The following is a 19,346-nucleotide window of genomic DNA, read 5'->3' as shown; positions in this document are numbered from 1 at the left end:
CCTGGCGGTCGTATGGAGCTCACCACAAGATCTTCACCAGTGGTCGCACTCCCGGGCAAGTCCGGGCAAACAACTGGCGGAACGTCATTCCGCCCATCCGGCCCCGCTCACCGCCACACAGGGGCGTCCCCGCCCCAACCGCCCGGCGGCCGCTCCCAGTTCACGGGCCCGGCGTCGAAGGACACCGGCGGCAGGGCGTGCCGCAGCCGCCCCAGGGGACCGTCCGTCCCGGTGAGCCACGGATCCGCCGTGTACGTCGGCCAACCCGTGAGCCACGCCGCCGTCCGCGCGAGGGCGAGCCGCACCACCGGCGTGCCGCCCGCGCCGTCGGCGGCGTCCGTCAGCCGCTCGGAGAGCGCCCGCAGGACCGCAGCGGCCAGCAGATAGCCCGTGCCGTGGTCCAGCGCCTGCGCGGGCAGCGCGCCGGGCGCCTCCGGCGCGCCCTCGACGGCCGCGATGCCCGTGGCCACCTGCACCAGGCTGTCGAAGCCGCGGCGGCCGGACCACGGGCCGCTCGTGCCCCACGCCGAGAGCTGCGCCACGACGAGCCCCGGCCGCCGCTCGGCCAGCGCCTCGGGGGCGAGCCCGAACCGGTCGAGCGTCCCGGGCCGGTAGCCGGTCACGACCACGTCGGCCCCGGCGAGCAGGTCGTCGAAGGCGCGCCGGTCCGCGTGGTCGCCGAGGTCGAGGGTGGTGGAGCGTTTGCCGAAGCCGGTGTCGGCGTGCTGGTCGGGGAGTTCGGGCAGGTGCGGCGGGTCGACGCGCAGGACGTCGGCGCCGAGCAGGGCGAGGGTGCGGGTGGCGACCGGTCCGGCGATGACGCGGGTGAGGTCGAGGACGCGGAGCCCGGCGGCGGGCAGGAGCGGGTGCGCGTCGCCCGGTCCGCCCAGGCGCGTCGGCGGCGGCACCTCGGACGGCCCCCCGAGCCGCTCCCGGCTCACCAGGGGCAGCCCGGCCACCGCGGCCCCTTGCGGATGCGCCGCCCACTCCCGCGGCGTGCGCAGGGCGACGGCCAGACCCCCGGCGGCGTACACCGCCTCCTCGGCCTCGGCGGCGGGCAGCTCCGCGAGCCGGGCGGCGACGCGCTCCACGGACGCGTCGCCGTCGCCGAGACCCAGCGCGGCGAGGAGCCGGGCCCGGTGGTGCGGGTAGTTGGCGTGCGTGCGCACCCAGCCGTCGGCGGTCCGCCAGAACCGCGACAGGGGCGCGAACGACTCCGGCGCGCGCCCGTTCACGAGCAGGTGTCGTTCACTGGTGAACGCGGCGGCCACCGCACCGTCGTCCACGCGCGCGTGCGGCACGTCCCGCCCCGTGCGCAGGGCCGCCAACTCGGCGGCGGCGAGCGCGCAGACGCCCACACAGGACCGCGCGAGCGCACGCACGGGGAGCCGGGCGGGCAGGGTGTCCTCCCGTACGACGGGGGAGAGCCGGGACAGGAGCGCGGGGTCGCCCCCGAGCGCGTCCCAGGCGACCACGGCTCCGTCCAACGGCCCCGGGACCACGGCATCGGGGCCCTGGGCCACGGCTCCGTCCAACGGTCCCGGGACCGCGGCATCGGGCCCCTGGGCCACGGCTCCGTCCAACGGCCCCGGGACCCCGGCCCCGTTCAACGGCCCCCGCTCCCCACCAGCGCCCGCCAAGGGTGATTGCGTCATACAGCCACTATGCCGTGCCCGCGGGCGGGTACCCCGTCGCCCCCGGCCCCACGGCGCCCGGCCCCGTGGCCCCCGGCGCCGAAGCCGCCGACCACCACAGCCGGATCTCCTCCGCCGGGTCGGAGGGGCGCAGCTCCCAGCCGCGTCGCGCCGCCGCCTCGACGACGTACGCGCCGCCGACGCCCCGGTACTTGCGCCACGGCACCTCGCACTCCGTCGGGGGCGCGGGCTTCTTCGGGGCCCTGGGCTTCGACGCCCGCTTCGTCCATGTGTCCAGGTACGCGTCGACCCGCGCGCGGTAGAAGACGGTGTCGCCCTCGTGGCGCAGCTCGGGCCAGGTCACCGACCAGCGCGGCCAGAGGGAGATCTTGCCGATGACGGCGTCCATGGCGCGCTCGGCACCGCGCTCGAAGCCCGGGATGACGGTCAGGATCTCGGCGAACATCGCGACCACGATCGTGACGAGCGCGACGACCAGGAGCAGCAGCCACCACACCGGAAGGATCAGCACGGTGAGCACGAACCGGAGCCACAACTGCCATCTGGGGCGGTCGGGTTCGGCTCGCCACTCCTGCTGGCCCTCGTAGACGAACGTCGAGTCCTGGTACGCGTACATGTGCGGCATCCTCTCGCGAAGGGCCGGACGGCACGTACACCGCCCGGCCCCTCACCGCCCCGCTCACCGCGAGGCGTCATTCCAGCGGGGCGCGGCTCGCGCCCCGCGCCTTACTTCCGCACGGCGTCCAGCGCGTCGGACATGCCCACGCCGTAGAAGCCGTTCTTGTTCTTCCCGCCCGCGCACACCGCGTCGACCTTGCCGTCGCCGTCGATGTCGTACGGGTCGGTGCACGCCATCGCGTCGGCCTGGCGGTACAGCAGGGCCTTCACCCGGGCCGCGGAGGCCTTGGGGTGTGTCGACTTGATGAGCGCGGCGACGCCCGCGGTGTGCGGCGAGGCCATCGACGTACCGGCCTTGTAGCCGAACTTGCCGCCCGGCAGCGTCGACAGGATGAGACCGCTGGTGGCGGGCGGCTGCGGCTTCTGGAAGGCGGTGGAGTCGCCACCCGGCGCCGCGATGTCGATGACACCCTTGCCGTAGTTCGAGAACGACGACTTGATGCCCTTCGCGCCCGTCGACGACACGGTCACCACGCCCGGCAGCTGCGACGGTATGTCGAAGCAGTCCGCGGTCTTGATGGTCCGCTTGACGGGCGTCGTGTCGTCCGGGCTCGACTCGTCGACGATCTCGTCCTGGGCGAGGTCCGTCTCCGCGTTGCCGGCCGCGGCGACGTTCACCGCGCCCTTGCGCTCCGCGTACCTGGTCGCCCGCCCGACCGCGTCGACCAGTGCCTTCTGGTCGGCGTCGGTACGGCAGTTGAACAGCCACGGGTCGGTGTAGTAGCTGCTGTTGGTGACGTCCACGCCGTGGTCGGCCGCCCACATGAAGCCGCAGACGACGGCCTCCGTGTAGTACATGCCGGTCGCCGGCTCGGCCACCTTCAGGCTCGCGACCTTCACGCCCGGCGCGACACCGGTGACGCCGGTGCCGTTCTTCGCGGCGGCGATGGTGCCCGCCACGTGCATGCCGTGGTCGCTCTCCTTGGCCACCGGGCGCCACGCGTTGTCCTTCTGCGTGGGCACGCCGCCCAGACAGCTCGCGGACGCGCGCTTGTCGAAGTTCGGCGCGATGTCCGGGTGGGTGTCGTCGACGCCGGAGTCGAGAACGCCGACCGTCACCTTCGGGCTGCCGAGGGAGACCTTGTGGGCCTGGTCCGCCTTCATGGCGGGCAGGTCCCACTGCAGCGGCTCCAGCTCGTCCTGGTCGCCGGCGGCCTTGCCCGCGGCGGCCTCGGCCTCCTTCGCGGACAGCGGCCGCGCGGCGTCGATGTCGTCGCTGGACTGCGCCTGCAACGGCGCCGTGCGCGTGGCACCGGCCGACTGCACGCCCTTGACCTTGCGGATCGTCTTCGCGAAGTCGGGGTTCGCGGAGTGGACGACGATCACACCGATCTTGTCGTACGAGATCACGACCTTGCCGTCGGCCTTGGCGATGGCCTTCTTGACGTACTTGGCCACCCAACCACCCTGCCCGGTACGGACGTTGACGACATAGCTCATCGTCGAACCGTCCGCGGGCGCGGCGGCGGCGAGGACGCCGACCCCCGGGGCCGCGGGCGCCGCCGGAGCGTCGCTCTGCGCGGACGCGGTGCCCGGCAGGAAGGCGAGCGCGGACACCACCGCGACCCCGAGGGGAAGGGCGACGGCGCGGCGTCCGGCCCGGCCGGTCCTGCTGGTCTGCTTGCTGCTCAAGGTGCCGTTCCCCTTACTTCTTCACGGCGTCGAGCGCGTCGACGATCCCGTGGCCGTAGAAGCCGTTCTTGTTCTTGTCGCCCTTGCAGACGGCGTCGACCTTGCCGTCGCCGTCGGGGTCGTACGGCTTCGTGGGGCAGCCCGGGTTGTCGGCCTGCCGCTTGAGCAGCCGCTGCAACTCGGCCGGGCCCGCCTTCGGGTGCGTGGACTTCAGCAGCGCCGCGACACCGGCCGCGTGCGGGGACGCCATCGACGTGCCCTGCAGCCACGCGTACTGGCCGCCCGGCATCGTGGAGAGGATGCCGCCGTCCTTGGAGGGGGTGTCGGTCGGCTTCTGGTAGCGCCGGTCGCCGCCGGGGGCCGCCACGTCGATGACGCCGTTGCCGTACGTCGAGTAGTACGACTTGGCCTTGTACACGCCCGTCGCGCTGACCGTGACGACGCCAGGGAGCTGGGTCGGGATGTCGAGGCACTCGTGCGGGTCGATGGTGCGGGGGACCGGCGTGGAGTCGTCGGGGCTGGAGTCGTCGACGATCGCGTCCGCGTCCAGGTCGTGGTTGGAGTTGCCCGCGGAGGCGAGGTTCAGGGTGCCCTTCTTCTTGGCGTACAGCTGGGCGCGGTTGACCGCGTCGAGGATGGCCCGCTGGTCCGGGTCGTCCTTGCAGTTGTACAGCCACGGGTCCACGTAGTAGCTGTTGTTGGTGATCTCGATGCCGTTGTCGGCGGCGAACACGAAGGCGCAGACCACGCTCTCCGGGAAGAACAGCTCGCTGACCGGGTCGGCCACCTTGATGCCCGCGACCTTCACGCCGGGCGCGACACCCGCGACGCCGACGTCGTTGCGCGCGGCGGCCACCTCGCCCGCCACGTGCGTGCCGTGGTAGTGCTCGGGCTTCGCCGGGCGCCAGGCGCCGGGGGAGGTGTCGGCCTTGCCGCCGACGCAGCTCGCGGACTGCGAGGCCGAGAAGTTGGGCGCGAGGTCGGGGTGGGTGTCGTCCACACCGGTGTCGATGACGCCGACGGTGACCTTCTTGCTGCCCGGGTTGATCTGCGCCGCCTTGTCGGCGCCGATGGCCCGCAGGTCCCACTGGTCGGCTTCCAGCGGCTCCTGGGCGGCGGCACCGCCCTTGCCCGCCGCGGCCCGCTGCTTGAGCGCCTTGGCCTGCTCCTTCGACACGAAGGACGGCGCGCCCTCCTGCGTGGTGGCGGCCGGGGTGAGCGGCGAGGTGCGGGTGGCGCCCGCGGAGTGCACACCGCGCACGTCGCGCAGCGTCCTGCCGAAGTCCGGATTGGCCGAGTGAGCGACGATCACGCCTATTTTCGCGTACGTGACGACGACCGTGCCGTCGGCCTTGGCTATCTCCTTCTTCACACGCGCCAGGGTCTTGGCGTCGGACCTGGTGTTGACGACGTACGCCAGCTTGCCGGCCGCGTCGGTGTCCGCGGCTCGCGCCGTGCTGGAGCCGGGGGCGTCGAGCGGGGCGGCGGTCGCGGCGCCGGGCGCGAAGCCGACCGCTGCGGCGAGCGCGACACCGAGCGGCAGCGCGAGCGCCAGGCGTCTGGAGCGCGACGTGCGTGACGAGCGCAGATGAGCCATGGGATCTCCACATCATCCGGATACGGAACTGCCCGAACACTGCTGGTGCTCGGGCAGGTGCATGACGAGTGGTGCAGGGTGAAGTTATCCCCCGAACTCCCAGGCCAGCAATGGCTTCCCGAAGAAAGCGGGAAAAGCGTGAGTTCGACCGCTTCGGGCGTGCCGCCGCGACGTTGAACAGTGGACAGAAGCAACATCAACCCCCTGTCGGATCACGTCCCCGGGGCTTAGCATCACCATCCGCGGCCACGTGATCCGTGTCACTATCCGCGTCACGCACGACGGCCCCGAGAGCAGAGAACGCAGATCCCCATGCACCGCACCGCCTCCGGCTCCCCCCACCTCCCCACCACCCCCGTCCCACGAGGAGACTCCGTGGCCACCGACGCACCGCCACCATCGAAGGGCGGCTCCGAACCCACCCCCGTCACGCCCTCCACGGAGGAGTTCGTCGCGGTGCAGCAGAGCGCGGAGTTCGGTGAACTGCGCACCGCCCACCGCTCGTTCGCGTTCCCGCTGACCCTCGCGTTCATCGCCTGGTACCTCGTGTACGTCCTGTTGTCGAACTACGCGGGCGACTTCATGGGCACCAAGGTCATCGGCAACATCAACGTGGCCCTCGTCCTCGGCCTCGCCCAGTTCCTGACCACGTTCCTCATCGCCTGGTGGTACTCCCGCCACGCCGCCACCAAGCTCGACCCCAAGGCAGAGGCCATCAAGTCCCGGATGGAGGGCGGCGCGTGAGCACCCTTCAGCTCCACTCGGCGCAGAGCACCGTGCTGGCCGCGAACGAGGCCAGCGAGCACCGGCCGCTGATCATCACACTGTTCGCGGTCTTCGTCGTCGCCACCCTCGTCATCACCGTGTGGGCGGGCCGGCAGACCAAGAGCGCCGCCGACTTCTACGCGGGCGGACGGCAGTTCACCGGCTTCCAGAACGGCCTCGCCGTCTCCGGCGACTACATGTCCGCCGCGTCCTTCCTCGGCATCGCGGGCGCCATCGCCCTGTTCGGCTACGACGGCTTCCTGTACTCCATCGGCTTCCTGGTCGCCTGGCTCGTGGCGCTGCTCCTGGTCGCCGAGCCGCTGCGCAACTCCGGCCGCTACACCATGGGGGACGTCCTCGCGTACCGCATGCGCCAGCGCCCCGTGCGCACCGCCGCGGGCACCTCCACCATCGTCGTCTCGATCTTCTACCTGCTCGCGCAGATGGCGGGCGCGGGCGTCCTGGTCTCGCTGCTCCTCGGCATCACCAGCGACGGCGGCAAGGTCGCCATCGTCGCGCTCGTCGGCGTCCTGATGATCGTGTACGTCACCATCGGCGGCATGAAGGGCACCACCTGGGTGCAGATGGTCAAGGCCGTCCTGCTGATCGCGGGCGCGCTCCTGCTGACCTTCCTGGTGCTGCTCAAGTTCGACTTCAACATCTCCGACCTGCTCGGCAGCGCCGCCGAGAACAGCGGCAAGGGCGCGCCGTTCCTGGAGCCCGGCCTGAAGTACGGCGCGACGGCGACGTCCAAGCTGGACTTCATCTCGCTCGGCATCGCCCTGGTGCTCGGCACCGCGGGCCTGCCGCACATCCTCATCCGCTTCTACACGGTGCCGACGGCCAAGGCCGCCCGGAAGTCCGTGAACTGGGCCATCGGCATCATCGGCGCCTTCTACCTGATGACGATCGCCCTCGGGTTCGGCGCCGCCGCGCTGATCAGCCCCAAGGAGATCACCGACTCCAACCCGGCGGGCAACACGGCGGCTCCCCTGCTCGCGCTCCATCTGGGGGGAGTGGACTCCAACTGGGGCGCCATCCTGCTCGCCACGATCTCCGCCGTCGCGTTCGCCACGATCCTCGCGGTCGTCGCGGGCCTCACCCTCGCCTCGTCCTCCTCGTTCGCGCACGACATCTACGCCAACGTCATCAAGAAGGGCCAGGCCAGCGAGAAGCAGGAGGTCAAGGCCGCACGCTGGGCGACCGTCTTCATCGGCCTCGTCTCCATCGGCCTCGGCGCCCTCGCCCGCGATCTGAACGTGGCGGGCCTGGTGGCCCTCGCCTTCGCCGTGGCCGCGTCCGCGAACCTGCCGACGATCCTCTACAGCCTCTTCTGGAAGCGGTTCACCACCCAGGGCGCGCTGTGGTCGATCTACGGCGGCCTCACCACCGCCGTCGTCCTGGTCCTTTTCTCACCCGTCGTCTCCGGGAACGAGAAGACGTCCATGTTCAAGGGCGTCGACTTCCACTGGTTCCCGCTGGAGAACCCGGGCCTGATCTCCATCCCGGTCGGCTTCCTGCTCGGCTGGCTCGGCACCGTCCTGTCGAAGGAGGAGCCCGACAAGGAGAAGTACGCGGAGCTGGAGGTCCGGTCCCTGACCGGCACCGGCGCCCACTGAGCCCCTTTCTTGAGGCACCACTTCGCGGCCGCGCCGTCGAGATCGTCGTAGGTCTCTACGACGCGGCCGCGCCGCTCCTGTTGGATCATGCCCCTCTTCGATGTCAGCACCGTCACGTAGGCTCGTGGCCAAAGGGCGTAGCAACGCCGCATGCCGATCCGGACCGGGGAGGGGGCCCACGTGCTCATCGACACGTATGGCCGAGTGGCCACCGATCTGCGGGTTTCGCTGACCGACCGTTGCAATCTGCGGTGCACGTACTGCATGCCGGAAGAGGGCCTGCAGTGGCTGGCCAAGCCGGACCTGCTCACGGACGACGAGATCGTCCGCCTCATCCGCATAGCCGTCACGCGCCTCGGCATCGAGGAAGTCCGCTTCACCGGCGGCGAGCCGCTGCTGCGCCCCGGTCTCGTCGGCATCGTCGAGCGCTGCGCCGCCCTGGAGCCGCGCCCCAGGATGTCCCTCACGACGAACGGCATCGGCCTCAAGCGCACCGCCAAGGCCCTGAAGGAAGCGGGCCTGGACCGGGTCAACGTCTCCCTGGACACCCTGCGCCCGGACGTCTTCAAGACCCTCACCCGCCGCGACCGCCACCGCGACGTCCTCGACGGCCTCGAAGCCGCCCGCGACGCGGGCCTGACCCCGGTCAAGGTCAACACGGTCCTGATGCCGGGCCTGAACGACGACGAGGCCCCCGACCTCCTTGCCTGGGCCGTGGAGAACGACTACGAACTGCGCTTCATCGAGCAGATGCCCCTGGACGCCCAGCACGGCTGGAAGCGCGACGGCATGATCACGGCCGGTGACATCCTGACCTCGCTGCGCACCCGCTTCACCCTCACCGAGGAGGGCTCCGCGAAGCGCGGCTCCGCCCCGGCCGAGCGCTGGGTCGTCGACGGCGGCCCGCACCGCGTCGGCGTGATCGCCTCCGTCACGCGCCCGTTCTGCTCCGCCTGCGACCGCACCCGGCTCACGGCCGACGGCCAGGTGCGCACCTGCCTGTTCGCCAGCGAGGAGACCGACCTGCGGGCGGCGCTGCGGGCGGCGCCCGAGGGCGCGGAGGGCGACGGCGCCGACGACGGCGCGGACGAGGAGATCGCCCGCATCTGGCGGCTCGCGATGTGGGGCAAGAAGGCGGGCTCCGGCCTCGACGACCCGTCGTTCCTCCAGCCCGACCGCCCGATGTCCGCGATCGGCGGCTAGGGTCCGTCCGGCGGGTCGGTCAGCCGGTGGAGCCCTCCGGCTGCTCCCACTCGGCGAGCGGGACGACGTCCTTCAAGAAGCCTCGTACGCCCAGGAATTGGGACAGGTGCTCGCGGTGTCCGTCGCACGCGAGCCAGGTCTTGCGACGCTCCGGAGTGTGGATCTTCGGGTTGTTCCAGGCGAGCACCCAGACCGCGGCGACGCGGCAGCCCTTGGCGGAACAGATCGGTGTTTCGTCGCTCACGTACTCATCCCAAACAAGGCGACGCCGAGCAGCCACGGGGGGAGCTGCCCGGCGTCGGTCTGTCGCTCCGACGGGGGATGCGGAGCGCGTACGAAGTATGTCACGGGGAACCGGCCGCCTGGCACTGGAACTACATGATTGATCTGAGGTTTTCTTGAGCTTGGCGTAAGGTCGACGGTCAACTTTGTTCGCCCGACCGTGCCTTCGCGTCCTCGGTCGTGACCCGGGTCACATCTTCCGGGACGGGTTCCGCGGCCCGTTCGCGGGTCGCCGTCGGCGGCAGCATCGGCCGCGACGGTGCCGGTACGAAGGTTGACGGCAGCGACGGAGTGTTCTCACGGCCGGCGTTGGCGATCACCACGGCGACGTACGGAAGGAGCACTCCGAGTACCAGCGCGACCAGAGCGACATGGCGCTCGACGTTCCAGAGCACCGCGGCGGCAATGACTGAAACAGTACGGACCGACATCGAGATCACATACCGTCGCTGCCGGCCCCGGATGTCGTCCGCGAGGCCCTGTCGGGCCCCTGTGATCCGGAAGACCTGGGCGCTGCTCTGCTTCCGCATCACGTTCCACCGCCTGCCCGTCATGCCAGGCTCTCCCCGGCCTGGACGCTCCACCACGTTACGCCGCACCTGCGCCGACGCGTAGACCGGGGGGCGGCCCGGCTCCCGGTGGGGGCTGCGTCGCGCCACGTATGGAGGTGCCCGACATGCGCCGTATGGCGGATGGGCCGACACTGAGCGTAATGCTCATGTCGAGCCGTCTGAGGAGGCAGCTATGGGCTGGTTGTGGGCGATCATCGTGGGATTCGTGCTGGGCCTGATCGCCAAGGCGATCCTGCCGGGCAAGCAGCACAGTCCGCTCTGGCTGACGACCATCTTCGGCATCATCGGCGCCGTACTCGGCAACTGGATGGCCGCCGGGTTCGGTATCGACGAGACCAAGGGCATCGACTGGGGGCGGCACGCGCTCCAGTTGGTCGCCGCACTCGTGGTGGTGGGCCTGGGCGACGCCGCGTACAAGATGATCAAGGGCGGCAAACAGACGACCTAGTGGCGGGGAGAAGAGAGGGGCCGGTCCGTGTGGACCGGCCCCTCTCCCTTGCTGTGCCCGGCGGTCAGCCCGTGACCGCGGCCCTGACCTGGGCGGTCAGGCCGTGACCTCGACCGCCGCCAGGTTCTTCTTGCCGCGCCGCAGCACCAGCCAGCGCCCGTGCAGCAGGTCCGCGCGGTCCGCCACGGCGTCCTCGGCGGCGACCTTCGCGTTGTTCACGTACGCCCCGCCCTCCTTGACCGTGCGGCGCGCGGCCGACTTGCTCGCCACCAGGCCGACCTCCGCGAACAGGTCCACGACCGGGCCAAGCTCGCCGACCTGGATGTGCGGCAGCTCCGACAGCGCCGCCGCGAGCGTCGCCTCGTCGAGGTCGACAAGGTCGCCCTGGCCGAACAGCGCCTTCGACGCGGCGATCACGGCCGCGCACTGGTCGGCGCCGTGCACCAGCGTGGTCAGCTCCTCGGCGAGCGCGCGCTGCGCGGCGCGCGCCTGCGGACGCTCCTCGGTCTGCTTCTCCAGCTCCTCCAGCTCCTCGCGGGACTTGAAGCTGAGGATGCGCAGGTACTTCGAGATGTCCCGGTCGTCCACGTTCAGCCAGAACTGGTAGAACGCGTACGGCGTCGTCATCTCCGGGTCGAGCCAGACGGCGCCGCCCTCGGTCTTGCCGAACTTGGTGCCGTCCGCCTTGGTCATCAGGGGCGTCGCGAGCGCGTGCACGGTCGCGTCCGGCTCCAGGCGGTGGATCAGGTCGATGCCCGCCGTGAGGTTGCCCCACTGGTCGCTGCCGCCCTGCTGCAGGGTGCAGCCGTGGCGGCGGTACAGCTCCAGGAAGTCCATGCCCTGGAGCAGCTGGTAGCTGAACTCCGTGTAGCTGATGCCCTCCTGGGACTCCAGGCGGCGGGCGACCGAGTCCTTGGTGAGCATCTTGTTCACGCGGAAGTGCTTGCCGATGTCCCGCAGGAACTCGATCGCGGACATGCCCGCGGTCCAGTCCAGGTTGTTGACCATGACCGCGGCGTTCTCGCCCTCGAAGGACAGGAACGGCTCGATCTGCGAGCGCAGCCGGGACACCCAGTTCGCGACCGTCTCCGGGTCGTTCAGGGTGCGCTCCGCGGTCGGCCGCGGGTCGCCGATCTGACCCGTGGCGCCGCCCACCAGGGCGAGCGGGCGGTGGCCCGCCTGCTGCAGCCGGCGCACGGTCAGGACCTGCACCAGATGCCCGACGTGCAGGCTCGCCGCCGTCGGGTCGAAGCCGCAATAGAACGTGACGGGACCGTCCGCGAGCGCCTTGCGCAGTGCTTCTTCGTCGGTGGACTGCGAGAACAGCCCCCGCCACTTCAGCTCGTCGACGATGTCCGTCACGGGTCTCGTGTCTCCTTGGGTGTGCTGGAACCGCGCACCTCGAGGTGCGGTGTCCGAGGTGCGTGCACCCCGGCGTACCTCGGGTGCAGTCTCCGAGGTTATACGCCCTGGCTGACAGAGCTCATATTGAAATCGGGGACCCGCAGCGCGGGCATCGCGGCCCGGGTGAACCAGTCGCCCCACTCGCGCGGCAGCGTCTTCTCCGTACGGCCCGCCTCACTGGCCCGCGACAGCAGGCCCACCGGCGACTCGTTGAAGCGGAAGTTGTTCACCTCGCCGACCACCTCGCCGTTCTCCACCAGGTACACGCCGTCCCGGGTCAGGCCGGTGAGCAGCAGCGTCGCCGGCTCCACCTCGCGGATGTACCACAGGCAGGTCAGCAGCAGGCCGCGCTCGGTGGCCGCGACCATGTCGTCGAGGGAGCGGTCCGAGCCGCCGTCGAGGATGAGGTTGTCGATCACCGGGGCCACCGGCAGGCCCGTCAGCGCGGCGCTGTGCCGGGTCGTCGTGAGCTGCGCGAGCTCGCCCCCGCGCAGCCACTCGGTGGGCCGCAGCGGCAGTCCGTTGTCGAACACCGACGCGTCGTCGCCGGAGGCGTGCGCGAGGACGAACGGCGCCGACTCCAGACCCGGCTCGTTCGGGTCGCTGCGCAGCGTCAGCGGCAGCTCCGAGATCCGGTCGCCGACCCGGGTGCCGCCGCCCGGCTTGGAGAACACCGTGCGGCCCTCCGCGGCGTCCCGCCCCGCCGACGACCACAGCTGGTAGATCAGCAGGTCCGCGACGGCGGTCGGCGGAAGCAGCGTCTCGTACCGCCCGGCGGGCAGCTCCACCCGTCGCTCCGCCCAGGCCAGGCGCCGCGCCAGCTCCTCGTCCAGGGCGCCGGGGTCGACGTCCTTGAAGTCCCGGGTGGCCCGGCCCGCCCACGCCGAGCGGGTGCGGTCCGGGGACTTCGCGTTCAGCTCCAGGGTGCCGCTCGGCTGGTCGTGGCGCAGCCGCAGCCCCGTCGACGTACCCAGATAGGTGGAGGTCAGCTCGTGGTTGGCGAATCCGTACAGCTCCCGGCCGCCCGCCCGGGCGCGGGCGAACGCCTCGCCGAGCGCGGGCGCGAAGTCCACGAAGACCGCAGAGGACGTCTCGGCGGGCGCGTCCGTGAAGTCCGGCGAAGCCGGGGCGTCGGCCACCAGCGGCTGCGCGTCCTCCGCGGGCCCTCCCGTGCGCGCCGCGGCCTCGGCGGCCCGCACCAGCGGCTCCAGGTCGGCGGCGGTCACCGCGGACCGCGAGACGACACCGGAGGCGGTGCCCTCCTTGCCGTCGACCGTGGCGATGATGGTGAGGGTGCGGCCGCGGGTGACGCCGTTGGTGGTGAGCGCGTTGCCCGCCCAGCGCAGGTTCGCCGTCGACTCCTCGTCGGCGATCACCACGCAGCCGTCGGCGGTGGACAGCTCCAGGGCGCGCTCGACGATCTCGTGCGGCTTGGCGGTGCGGCTCATCGACCGGCCTCCTGCGTGGTGTTGAGGATGTTGACGCCCGAGAAGAGGGCGGAGGGGCAGCCGTGCGACACGGCCGCGACCTGGCCCGGCTGGGCCTTGCCGCAGTTGAAGGCGCCGCCGAGGACATACGTCTGGGGGCCGCCGATCGCCGTCATCGAGCCCCAGAAGTCGGTGGTCGTCGCCTGGTAGGCGACATCGCGCAGCTGCCCGGTGAGCCGCCCGTTCTCGATCTTGTAGAAGCGCTGTCCGGTGAACTGGAAGTTGTACCGCTGCATGTCGATGGACCAGGAGCGGTCGCCGACCACGTAGATGCCCCGGTCGACGCCGCTGATCAGGTCCTCCGTGGAGAGCCCGCCGGGGTCGGGCTGCAGCGAGACGTTCGCCATGCGCTGCACCGGGACGTGCCCGGGGGAGTCGGCGTACGCGCAGCCGTTGGACCGCTCGAAGCCGGTGAGCTTCGCGATCCGCCGGTCAAGCTGGTAGCCGACGAGGGTGCCGTCCTTGACCAGGTCCCAGGACTGCGCGGCCACGCCCTCGTCGTCGTACCCGATGGTCGCGAGCCCGTGCTCGGCCGTGCGGTCGCCCGTGACGTTCATCAGCGACGAGCCGTACGCGAGCTTGCCGAGCTGGTCGAAGGTCGCGAACGAGGTGCCCGCGTACGCCGCCTCGTAGCCGAGCGCGCGGTCCAGCTCCGTGGCGTGGCCGATGGACTCGTGGATCGTCAGCCACAGGTTCGAGGGGTCGACGACGAGGTCGTAGCGGCCCGCCTCGACGCTCGGCGCCCGCATCTTCTCCGCCAATTGCTCCGGAATCCGTTCGAGTTCCCCCGCCCAGTCCCAGGTGTTCCCGGTGAGGTACTCCCAGCCGCGGCCGACCGGCGGCGCGATGGTGCGCATCGAGTCGAACTCGCCGGTGGACTCGTCGACGGCGACGGCGGTCAGTTGCGGATGCAGACGCACCCGCTGCTGGGTGGTCACCGTGCCCGCCGTGTCCGCGTAGAACTTGTTCTCGTGCACGGTGAGCAGCGAGGCGTCCACGTGCGCGACCCCGTCGGCCGCGAGCAGCCGCGCGCTCCACTCCGCGAGCAGCCCCGCCTTCTCCTCGGCCGGTACGGAGAACGGATCGATCTCGTACGAGGAGATCCAGGTCCGGTCCGCGTGCACCGGCTCGTCCGCGAGCTGCACCCTCCCCCACTGCCCGAAAGGCGTGGGAGGTGCCCCCACGTCGGACCCCGCGGCCTTGATCACCTGCGCCGAGAGCTTCGCCATCGCGACGGCCTGCGAGGCGACCCGGGCCGCCGCGTCCATCGTCAGATCGACGCCCGAGGCGAACCCCCACGCCCCGTCGTGCACCACCCGCACCGCGTATCCCAGATCCGTGGTGTCGGACGACCCGGCAGGCTTGGCGTCCCGCAGCCGCCAGGCCGCGCTGCGCACCCGCTCGAACCGGAAGTCCGCGTGCTCGGCGCCAAGCGCACGCGCGCGGGCGAGCGCCGCGTCGGCGAGCGCCCGCAACGGCAACGCCGTGAAGGCTTCATCGATGGAATGAGGCACGGAATGTCTCCCTGCTGTCGCCTGTGGTGGGCCTGCTCGCCCCGGCACGGTCACGGCCGCCCCCCCCGGCACCGGCCACGTCCGATCATGGCGTGCGAACCGGACGGTGGCCACACTTTTCTGTAGGGATCCAACAGCGACTCATCTGCGCCACTGTCGGTCGCCGATTCTCCGTATCGCGCACGGTACCGATAGGTTTTCGGAAGACCACACAGCCAAGGAAAGGGTGATCCGTTGAGCCGCTCGGTTCTCGTCACTGGAGGAAACCGGGGCATCGGCCTCGCCATCGCCCGCGCGTTCGCCGACGCCGGCGACAAGGTCGCGATCACCTACCGCTCGGGTGAGCCGCCCAAGGACCTCACCGCGGCCGGCGTCCTCGCCGTCAAGTGCGACATCACCGACGCCGAGACGGTGGAGCAGGCCTACAAGGAGATCGAGGAGAAGCACGGAGCCGTCGAGGTCCTGGTCGCCAACGCGGGCATCACCAAGGACCAGCTCCTGATGCGCATGTCCGAGGAGGACTTCACGTCCGTCCTCGACACCAACCTCACCGGCACCTTCCGCGTCGTGAAGCGGGCCAACCGCGGCATGCTGCGCGCCAAGAAGGGCCGCGTCGTGCTGATCTCCTCCGTCGTCGGTCTCTACGGCTCCCCGGGTCAGGCGAACTACGCCGCCTCCAAGGCGGGCCTGGTCGGCTTCGCGCGCTCGCTCGCCCGGGAGCTCGGGTCGCGCAACCTCACCTTCAACGTCGTCGCGCCCGGTTTTGTCGACACGGACATGACCCAGGTGCTGACGGACGAGCAGCGCGCGAACATCGTGTCGCAGGTGCCGCTCGGCCGTTACGCCAAGCCCGAGGAGATCGCCGCGACGGTGAAGTTCCTCGCGTCGGACGACGCCTCGTACATCACTGGAGCCGTCATCCCGGTTGACGGCGGATTGGGCATGGGTCACTGATCACCATGAGCGGAATTCTCGACGGCAAGCGCATCCTCGTCACGGGCGTCCTCACGGAGGGCTCCATCGCCTTCCACGCGGCCAAGGTCGCCCAGGAGCAGGGCGCCGAGGTCGTCCTCACCGGCTTCGGCCGGGTCACGCTCGTGGAGCGCATCGCCAAGCGGCTGCCCAAGCCCACCACGGTCATCGAGATGGACGTGACCGACCAGGAGCACCTGGACTCGCTGGCCGCCAAGGTCAACGAGTACTTCGGCGACGACGAGGGCATCGACGGCGTCGTCCACTCGATCGCCTTCGGCCCGCAGGGCGCCTTCAACTTCCTGGAGGCGGACTGGGCGGACGTCTCGACGGCCCTCCAGGTCTCGGCGTACTCCCTGAAGTCGCTCACCATGGCGCTGCTCCCGCTGATGGAGAAGCGCGGCGGCGGCTCGGTCGTCGGCATCACCTTCGACGGCTCCATCGCCTGGCCGAAGTACGACTGGATGGGCGTCGCCAAGGCCGCCCTGGAGTCCACCGGGCGCTACCTGGCGCGTGACCTCGGCGGCCGCAACGTCCGCGTCAACATGGTCTCGGCCGGCCCGATCAAGTCCATGGCCGCCAAGTCCATCCCGGGCTTCGAGGAACTCGCGGACGTCTGGAACCACCGCGCCCCCATCGGCTGGGACCTCACCGACCCGGAGCCCGCGGGCCGCGGTGTCGTCGGTCTCCTGTCTGACTTCTTCCCGAAGACGACGGGCGAGGTCGTGCACGTCGACGGCGGCGTCCACATGATGGGTGCCTGAGCAGGTCCTCGTACGTTCTCGTACGTGCCCTTGTACGTGGCCGACGCCCCGTCTCCCGCAGCGCGCGGGAGGCGGGGCGTCGCCCGTTCGGCCGCCTGACCGGGCGGGGGCGGGCCCGGACCGCGCACCCTGAAGTGTGCGCTGGTCACCTGGTGCGGTGCTCGCCGCCCTCGCCCTGCTGGTCGCCCTGCCCTACGACGCCGCGTCCCACGGGGCCGGGGGAGCGGTGACCCGCGCGGCCGACGGCGGCGACCGGGCCGGGGCCGCGCGACCGGCCCGCGAGGACCGGCCGTTCGGCGCGGAGTGCCGCAGCAGCGTCCAGGGGTCGACGGCCGTCGCGTACTGCCACAACCCCTACCCCGAGACCGACCGGGTCCGGCTGCACATCGAGTGCGACCGGTGGTGGGACGTCGACAGCGACAGCGCCCCGGTCGCCGCCGGACCGGCGGGGACGGTGCGGCTCACCGGGCGGTGCTGGAAGGAGATCCGCTCGGTGTGGGTCAGCCACCAGCGGTGAGGCCGGGGAGCGGCGGGGCGGGCGGACGTCAGGCGTCGGCCGCGAAGCGCTCCGGGCGGCACAGGTAGGGATAGCTGGCCGCCTCCGCCGCGGCGGCCTCCGCGTCGCCCGCGCGGATCGCCTCGACGAGCCGCCCGTGGTCCATGTACGCCTCCGGGGTCAGCTCCCGGCCGATGTCCTCGCGCAGCCAGTCCCGCAGCACCTCGCCCAGGTCCGCGTACATGGCCGTCATGACGTCGTTGTGCGACGCGGCCACCACCGCAAGATGCAGCGTCGAGTCGGCCGTCACGAACGCCTCGGCGTCGCCCGACGCCCAGGCCTCCTCGCGGCGCGCGAGCAGCGTGTCCAGCTGCCGCAGGTCCCGCTCGGTGCGCCGCTCGGCGGCCAGCTTCGCCGCGCTCGACTCCAGCGTGGCCCGCAGCTCCGCGATGTGCCGGGGGCTCGCGTCGGCGAACCTGCGCTGCATCACGCCCGCCAGCTCGCTGGTAGCGACCACATAGGTGCCCGAGCCCTGGCGGATGTCGAGCAGGCCGTTGTGGGCGAGGGCGCGGACCGCCTCGCGCACCGTGTTCCTGGCCACGCCCAACTGCTCGACCAACTCGGGCTCGGTGGGGATGCGGGAGCCCACCGGCCACTCGCCGGACGAGATCTGGTTGCGCAGCTCGGAGATGACCTGCTCGGAGAGCGCCGAGCGGCGAGGCGTGGTCAGGGGCATGGCGTTCCTTCGGGCGAGCGGTCGGACGGAGGGCCGTGCGGTGGCCGGGCGGGTGCCCGGTGGTGCTTGCATCGTGAAACGGATTGGACAGCCAATCATCCCATGATTCTATGATGGCTCTCATGGCGAGTGAGGAAGCGAAGGCGACGAGTCCAGCGACGGGTACGGCGACGGCGGCACCGGAGGCGCCCACCGGACGCACGGGCGGCACCGGTACCACGGGCACGACCGGCGGGTCCGGACCCGCGCGGGCCGCGGCGGCCGCCGCGAAACCGTCGCCCACGCGCGCGTGGACGACGCGTCTCGTCATCGTCGGCATCGTCCTCGCGGCCCTGAACCTGCGGCCCGCCATCACCAGCCTCGGCGCCCTCCTCGAAGAGGTGCGCGACGGGCTCGGCATGAGCGGCACCCTCGCCGGCCTCCTCACCTCCGTGCCGCCGCTGTGCTTCGCGGCCTTCGGCAGCCTCGCGCCCCGCTTCGCCCGGCGCTTCGGCGCGGGCGCGGTGGTGTGCGGCGGGATGGTGGCCATCGCCACGGGCCTGCTGATACGCCCCTTCCTGGGCGGCACCGTCGGCTTCCTGGCCGCGAGCGCGCTCGCGCTGATGGGCATCGCCGTCAGCAACGTCCTGATGCCGGTGATCGTCAAGCGCTGGTTCCCGGACCGCGTCGGCTCGATGACCGGCCTGTACTCGATGGCTCTCGCGCTCGGCACCTCGCTCGCCGCCGCCGTCACCGTGCCGGTGACCGACGCGCTCGGCGGCAACTGGCGCGCGGGCCTCGCCATCTGGGCCGCGGTCGCGGTCGTCGCCATCGTGCCCTGGATCCCGCTGGTGCGTGAGCGCGGCACCGACGCCGCCGGATCCGAGCGGGTGTCCGCGGCCGTGCGGCGGCAGGACGAGGAACTGCGCATCACCCACAGTCGCACCGCCTGGGCGCTGGCCTGCTTCTTCGGCCTCCAGGCCACCGCCGCGTACATCACGATGGGCTGGCTGCCGCAGATCTTCCGGGACGCGGGGGTGCCCGCCGGTGAGGCCGGTGTGCTGCTCGCCGTCACGATGGCCATGGGCGTGCCCCTCGCCTTCGTCATCCCGCGCGTGGCGACGCGGCTGTCCCACCAGGGTCCCGTGGTGGTCGCCCTCGGCACCTGCGGGCTCGCCGGGTACGCGGGCCTGTACTTCGCCCCGGCGGGCGGCGCCTGGGCCTGGGCGCTGCTGTGCGGCATCTCCAACTGCGCCTTCCCGCTGGCCCTCACCATGGTCGGCATGCGGGCCAGGAGCAGCGCGGGCGTGGCCAAGCTGTCCGCCTTCGCGCAGAGCACCGGCTATCTGATCTCGATCCCCGGACCGCTGCTCGTCGGCGTCCTCTACCAGCACAGCGGCGGCTGGGGCCTGCCGATCGCCCTCATGGCGGGCCTGATGGTGCCGCAGATCGTCGTCGGCGTCCTCGCGGGCCGCGACCGCACCATCGAGGACGAGGTGGCGCGGCGGGCGGCGGCCGCGCGGGCGGGAGGCTGACCCCCCGG

General features: G+C 71.6%; 18 protein-coding genes. 8 read left to right on the top strand and 10 right to left on the bottom strand.

Annotated features, from left to right (window positions below):
* Positions 1-107 precede the first annotated feature (107 nt).
* From ACZ6BG_RS00190 to ACZ6BG_RS00175, 4 genes are all read right to left on the bottom strand, one after another.
* Positions 108-1,487, bottom strand: a complete 1,380-nt coding sequence (locus tag ACZ6BG_RS00190; RefSeq protein ID WP_468997789.1) for a CoA transferase — start codon at positions 1,485-1,487, stop codon at positions 108-110.
* 175 nt (positions 1,488-1,662) lie between these two features.
* Entirely contained in the window at positions 1,663-2,271 is a 609-nt protein-coding gene (locus ACZ6BG_RS00185) for a hypothetical protein (protein ID WP_468994552.1), read from the bottom strand.
* Between the two features lie 110 nt (positions 2,272-2,381).
* Positions 2,382-3,965 (bottom strand): S8 family serine peptidase, encoded by a 1,584-nt coding sequence (locus ACZ6BG_RS00180; RefSeq protein WP_468994549.1) that lies wholly within the window; start codon positions 3,963-3,965, stop codon positions 2,382-2,384.
* A gap of 13 nt (positions 3,966-3,978) precedes the next feature.
* Positions 3,979-5,562, bottom strand: a complete 1,584-nt coding sequence (locus ACZ6BG_RS00175) for a S8 family peptidase (RefSeq protein ID WP_468994547.1) — start codon at positions 5,560-5,562, stop codon at positions 3,979-3,981.
* A 375-nt stretch (positions 5,563-5,937) separates the two neighbouring features.
* Between ACZ6BG_RS00175 and ACZ6BG_RS00170 the strand changes: the two genes are divergently transcribed.
* The 3 genes from ACZ6BG_RS00170 to moaA all read left to right on the top strand — a co-directional run bounded on the left by ACZ6BG_RS00170 (position 5,938) and on the right by moaA (position 9,149).
* Positions 5,938-6,306 carry a DUF485 domain-containing protein gene (locus ACZ6BG_RS00170; RefSeq protein ID WP_468994544.1) on the top strand — a complete coding sequence of 123 codons (369 nt, stop codon included), beginning with the start codon at positions 5,938-5,940 and terminating at the stop codon, positions 6,304-6,306.
* Positions 6,303-7,946 carry a solute symporter family protein gene (locus ACZ6BG_RS00165; RefSeq protein WP_468994541.1) on the top strand — a complete coding sequence of 548 codons (1,644 nt, stop codon included), beginning with the start codon at positions 6,303-6,305 and terminating at the stop codon, positions 7,944-7,946. Before ACZ6BG_RS00170 ends, ACZ6BG_RS00165 begins: the two co-directional genes overlap by 4 nt.
* Before the next feature lie 180 nt (positions 7,947-8,126).
* On the top strand, positions 8,127-9,149 hold the full coding sequence (gene moaA, locus ACZ6BG_RS00160) for a GTP 3',8-cyclase MoaA (protein ID WP_468997786.1): 1,023 nt from the start codon (positions 8,127-8,129) through the stop codon (positions 9,147-9,149).
* 19 nt (positions 9,150-9,168) lie between these two features.
* Here moaA and ACZ6BG_RS00155 read toward each other — a convergent pair whose 3' ends face one another.
* A complete protein-coding gene (locus tag ACZ6BG_RS00155) occupies positions 9,169-9,393 on the bottom strand; it encodes a hypothetical protein (RefSeq protein WP_468994539.1) in 225 nt (74 codons plus the stop codon).
* 178 nt (positions 9,394-9,571) lie between these two features.
* Positions 9,572-9,961 carry a DUF3099 domain-containing protein gene (locus ACZ6BG_RS00150; protein WP_468997784.1) on the bottom strand — a complete coding sequence of 130 codons (390 nt, stop codon included), beginning with the start codon at positions 9,959-9,961 and terminating at the stop codon, positions 9,572-9,574.
* 214 nt (positions 9,962-10,175) lie between these two features.
* Between ACZ6BG_RS00150 and ACZ6BG_RS00145 the strand changes: the two genes are divergently transcribed.
* Entirely contained in the window at positions 10,176-10,451 is a 276-nt protein-coding gene (locus ACZ6BG_RS00145; RefSeq protein WP_468460346.1) for a GlsB/YeaQ/YmgE family stress response membrane protein, read from the top strand.
* Positions 10,452-10,547: 96 nt separating this feature from the next.
* On the opposite strand, the gene tyrS is transcribed toward ACZ6BG_RS00145, so the two are convergent.
* The 3 genes from tyrS to ACZ6BG_RS00130 form a co-directional block, all read right to left on the bottom strand.
* Positions 10,548-11,813, bottom strand: coding sequence for a tyrosine--tRNA ligase (gene tyrS / locus ACZ6BG_RS00140; RefSeq protein ID WP_468994536.1), 1,266 nt, complete (start codon positions 11,811-11,813; stop codon positions 10,548-10,550).
* 98 nt (positions 11,814-11,911) lie between these two features.
* Complete coding sequence (locus tag ACZ6BG_RS00135; protein ID WP_468994534.1) at positions 11,912-13,303, bottom strand: metallopeptidase TldD-related protein; 1,392 nt, start codon at positions 13,301-13,303, stop codon at positions 11,912-11,914.
* Positions 13,300-14,856, bottom strand: coding sequence for a TldD/PmbA family protein (locus tag ACZ6BG_RS00130; protein ID WP_468994531.1), 1,557 nt, complete (start codon positions 14,854-14,856; stop codon positions 13,300-13,302). The genes ACZ6BG_RS00135 and ACZ6BG_RS00130 overlap by 4 nt, the downstream gene beginning before the upstream one ends.
* A gap of 234 nt (positions 14,857-15,090) precedes the next feature.
* Here ACZ6BG_RS00130 and fabG point away from each other — a divergent pair, with 234 nt between their 5' ends.
* The 3 genes from fabG (at position 15,091) to ACZ6BG_RS00115 (ending at position 17,109) form a co-directional block, all read left to right on the top strand.
* A complete protein-coding gene (gene fabG, locus ACZ6BG_RS00125) occupies positions 15,091-15,810 on the top strand; it encodes a 3-oxoacyl-[acyl-carrier-protein] reductase (RefSeq protein ID WP_468994528.1) in 720 nt (239 codons plus the stop codon).
* A gap of 5 nt (positions 15,811-15,815) precedes the next feature.
* Entirely contained in the window at positions 15,816-16,592 is a 777-nt protein-coding gene (fabI, locus tag ACZ6BG_RS00120; RefSeq protein WP_030361373.1) for an enoyl-ACP reductase FabI, read from the top strand.
* Between the two features lie 157 nt (positions 16,593-16,749).
* Positions 16,750-17,109, top strand: coding sequence for a hypothetical protein (locus tag ACZ6BG_RS00115; protein WP_468994525.1), 360 nt, complete (start codon positions 16,750-16,752; stop codon positions 17,107-17,109).
* A gap of 28 nt (positions 17,110-17,137) precedes the next feature.
* Here the strand turns inward: ACZ6BG_RS00115 and ACZ6BG_RS00110 are convergent, their stop codons facing one another.
* Positions 17,138-17,824, bottom strand: coding sequence for a FadR/GntR family transcriptional regulator (locus ACZ6BG_RS00110; protein ID WP_468460333.1), 687 nt, complete (start codon positions 17,822-17,824; stop codon positions 17,138-17,140).
* A gap of 122 nt (positions 17,825-17,946) precedes the next feature.
* On the opposite strand from ACZ6BG_RS00110, the gene ACZ6BG_RS00105 reads away from it, so the two are divergent.
* Entirely contained in the window at positions 17,947-19,338 is a 1,392-nt protein-coding gene (locus ACZ6BG_RS00105) for a CynX/NimT family MFS transporter (RefSeq protein WP_468994523.1), read from the top strand.
* The last annotated feature ends 8 nt before the right edge of the window (positions 19,339-19,346 follow it).

This window comes from Streptomyces sp. NPDC041205, from assembly GCF_055591765.1.
This window is presented reverse-complemented; position numbering and strand designations above follow the sequence as displayed.

Coding starts and splice junctions, on each gene's coding strand:
- ACZ6BG_RS00185 (WP_468994552.1), bottom strand. CDS start 2,271: ATGTACGCGTACCAGGACTCGACGTTCGTCTACGAGGGCCAGCAGGAG.
- ACZ6BG_RS00175 (WP_468994547.1), bottom strand. CDS start 5,562: ATGGCTCATCTGCGCTCGTCACGCACGTCGCGCTCCAGACGCCTGGCG.
- ACZ6BG_RS00150 (WP_468997784.1), bottom strand. CDS start 9,961: ATGCGGAAGCAGAGCAGCGCCCAGGTCTTCCGGATCACAGGGGCCCGA.
- ACZ6BG_RS00145 (WP_468460346.1), top strand. CDS start 10,176: ATGGGCTGGTTGTGGGCGATCATCGTGGGATTCGTGCTGGGCCTGATC.
- ACZ6BG_RS00135 (WP_468994534.1), bottom strand. CDS start 13,303: ATGAGCCGCACCGCCAAGCCGCACGAGATCGTCGAGCGCGCCCTGGAG.
- fabI (WP_030361373.1), top strand. CDS start 15,816: ATGAGCGGAATTCTCGACGGCAAGCGCATCCTCGTCACGGGCGTCCTC.
- ACZ6BG_RS00110 (WP_468460333.1), bottom strand. CDS start 17,824: ATGCCCCTGACCACGCCTCGCCGCTCGGCGCTCTCCGAGCAGGTCATC.
- ACZ6BG_RS00105 (WP_468994523.1), top strand. CDS start 17,947: ATGGCGAGTGAGGAAGCGAAGGCGACGAGTCCAGCGACGGGTACGGCG.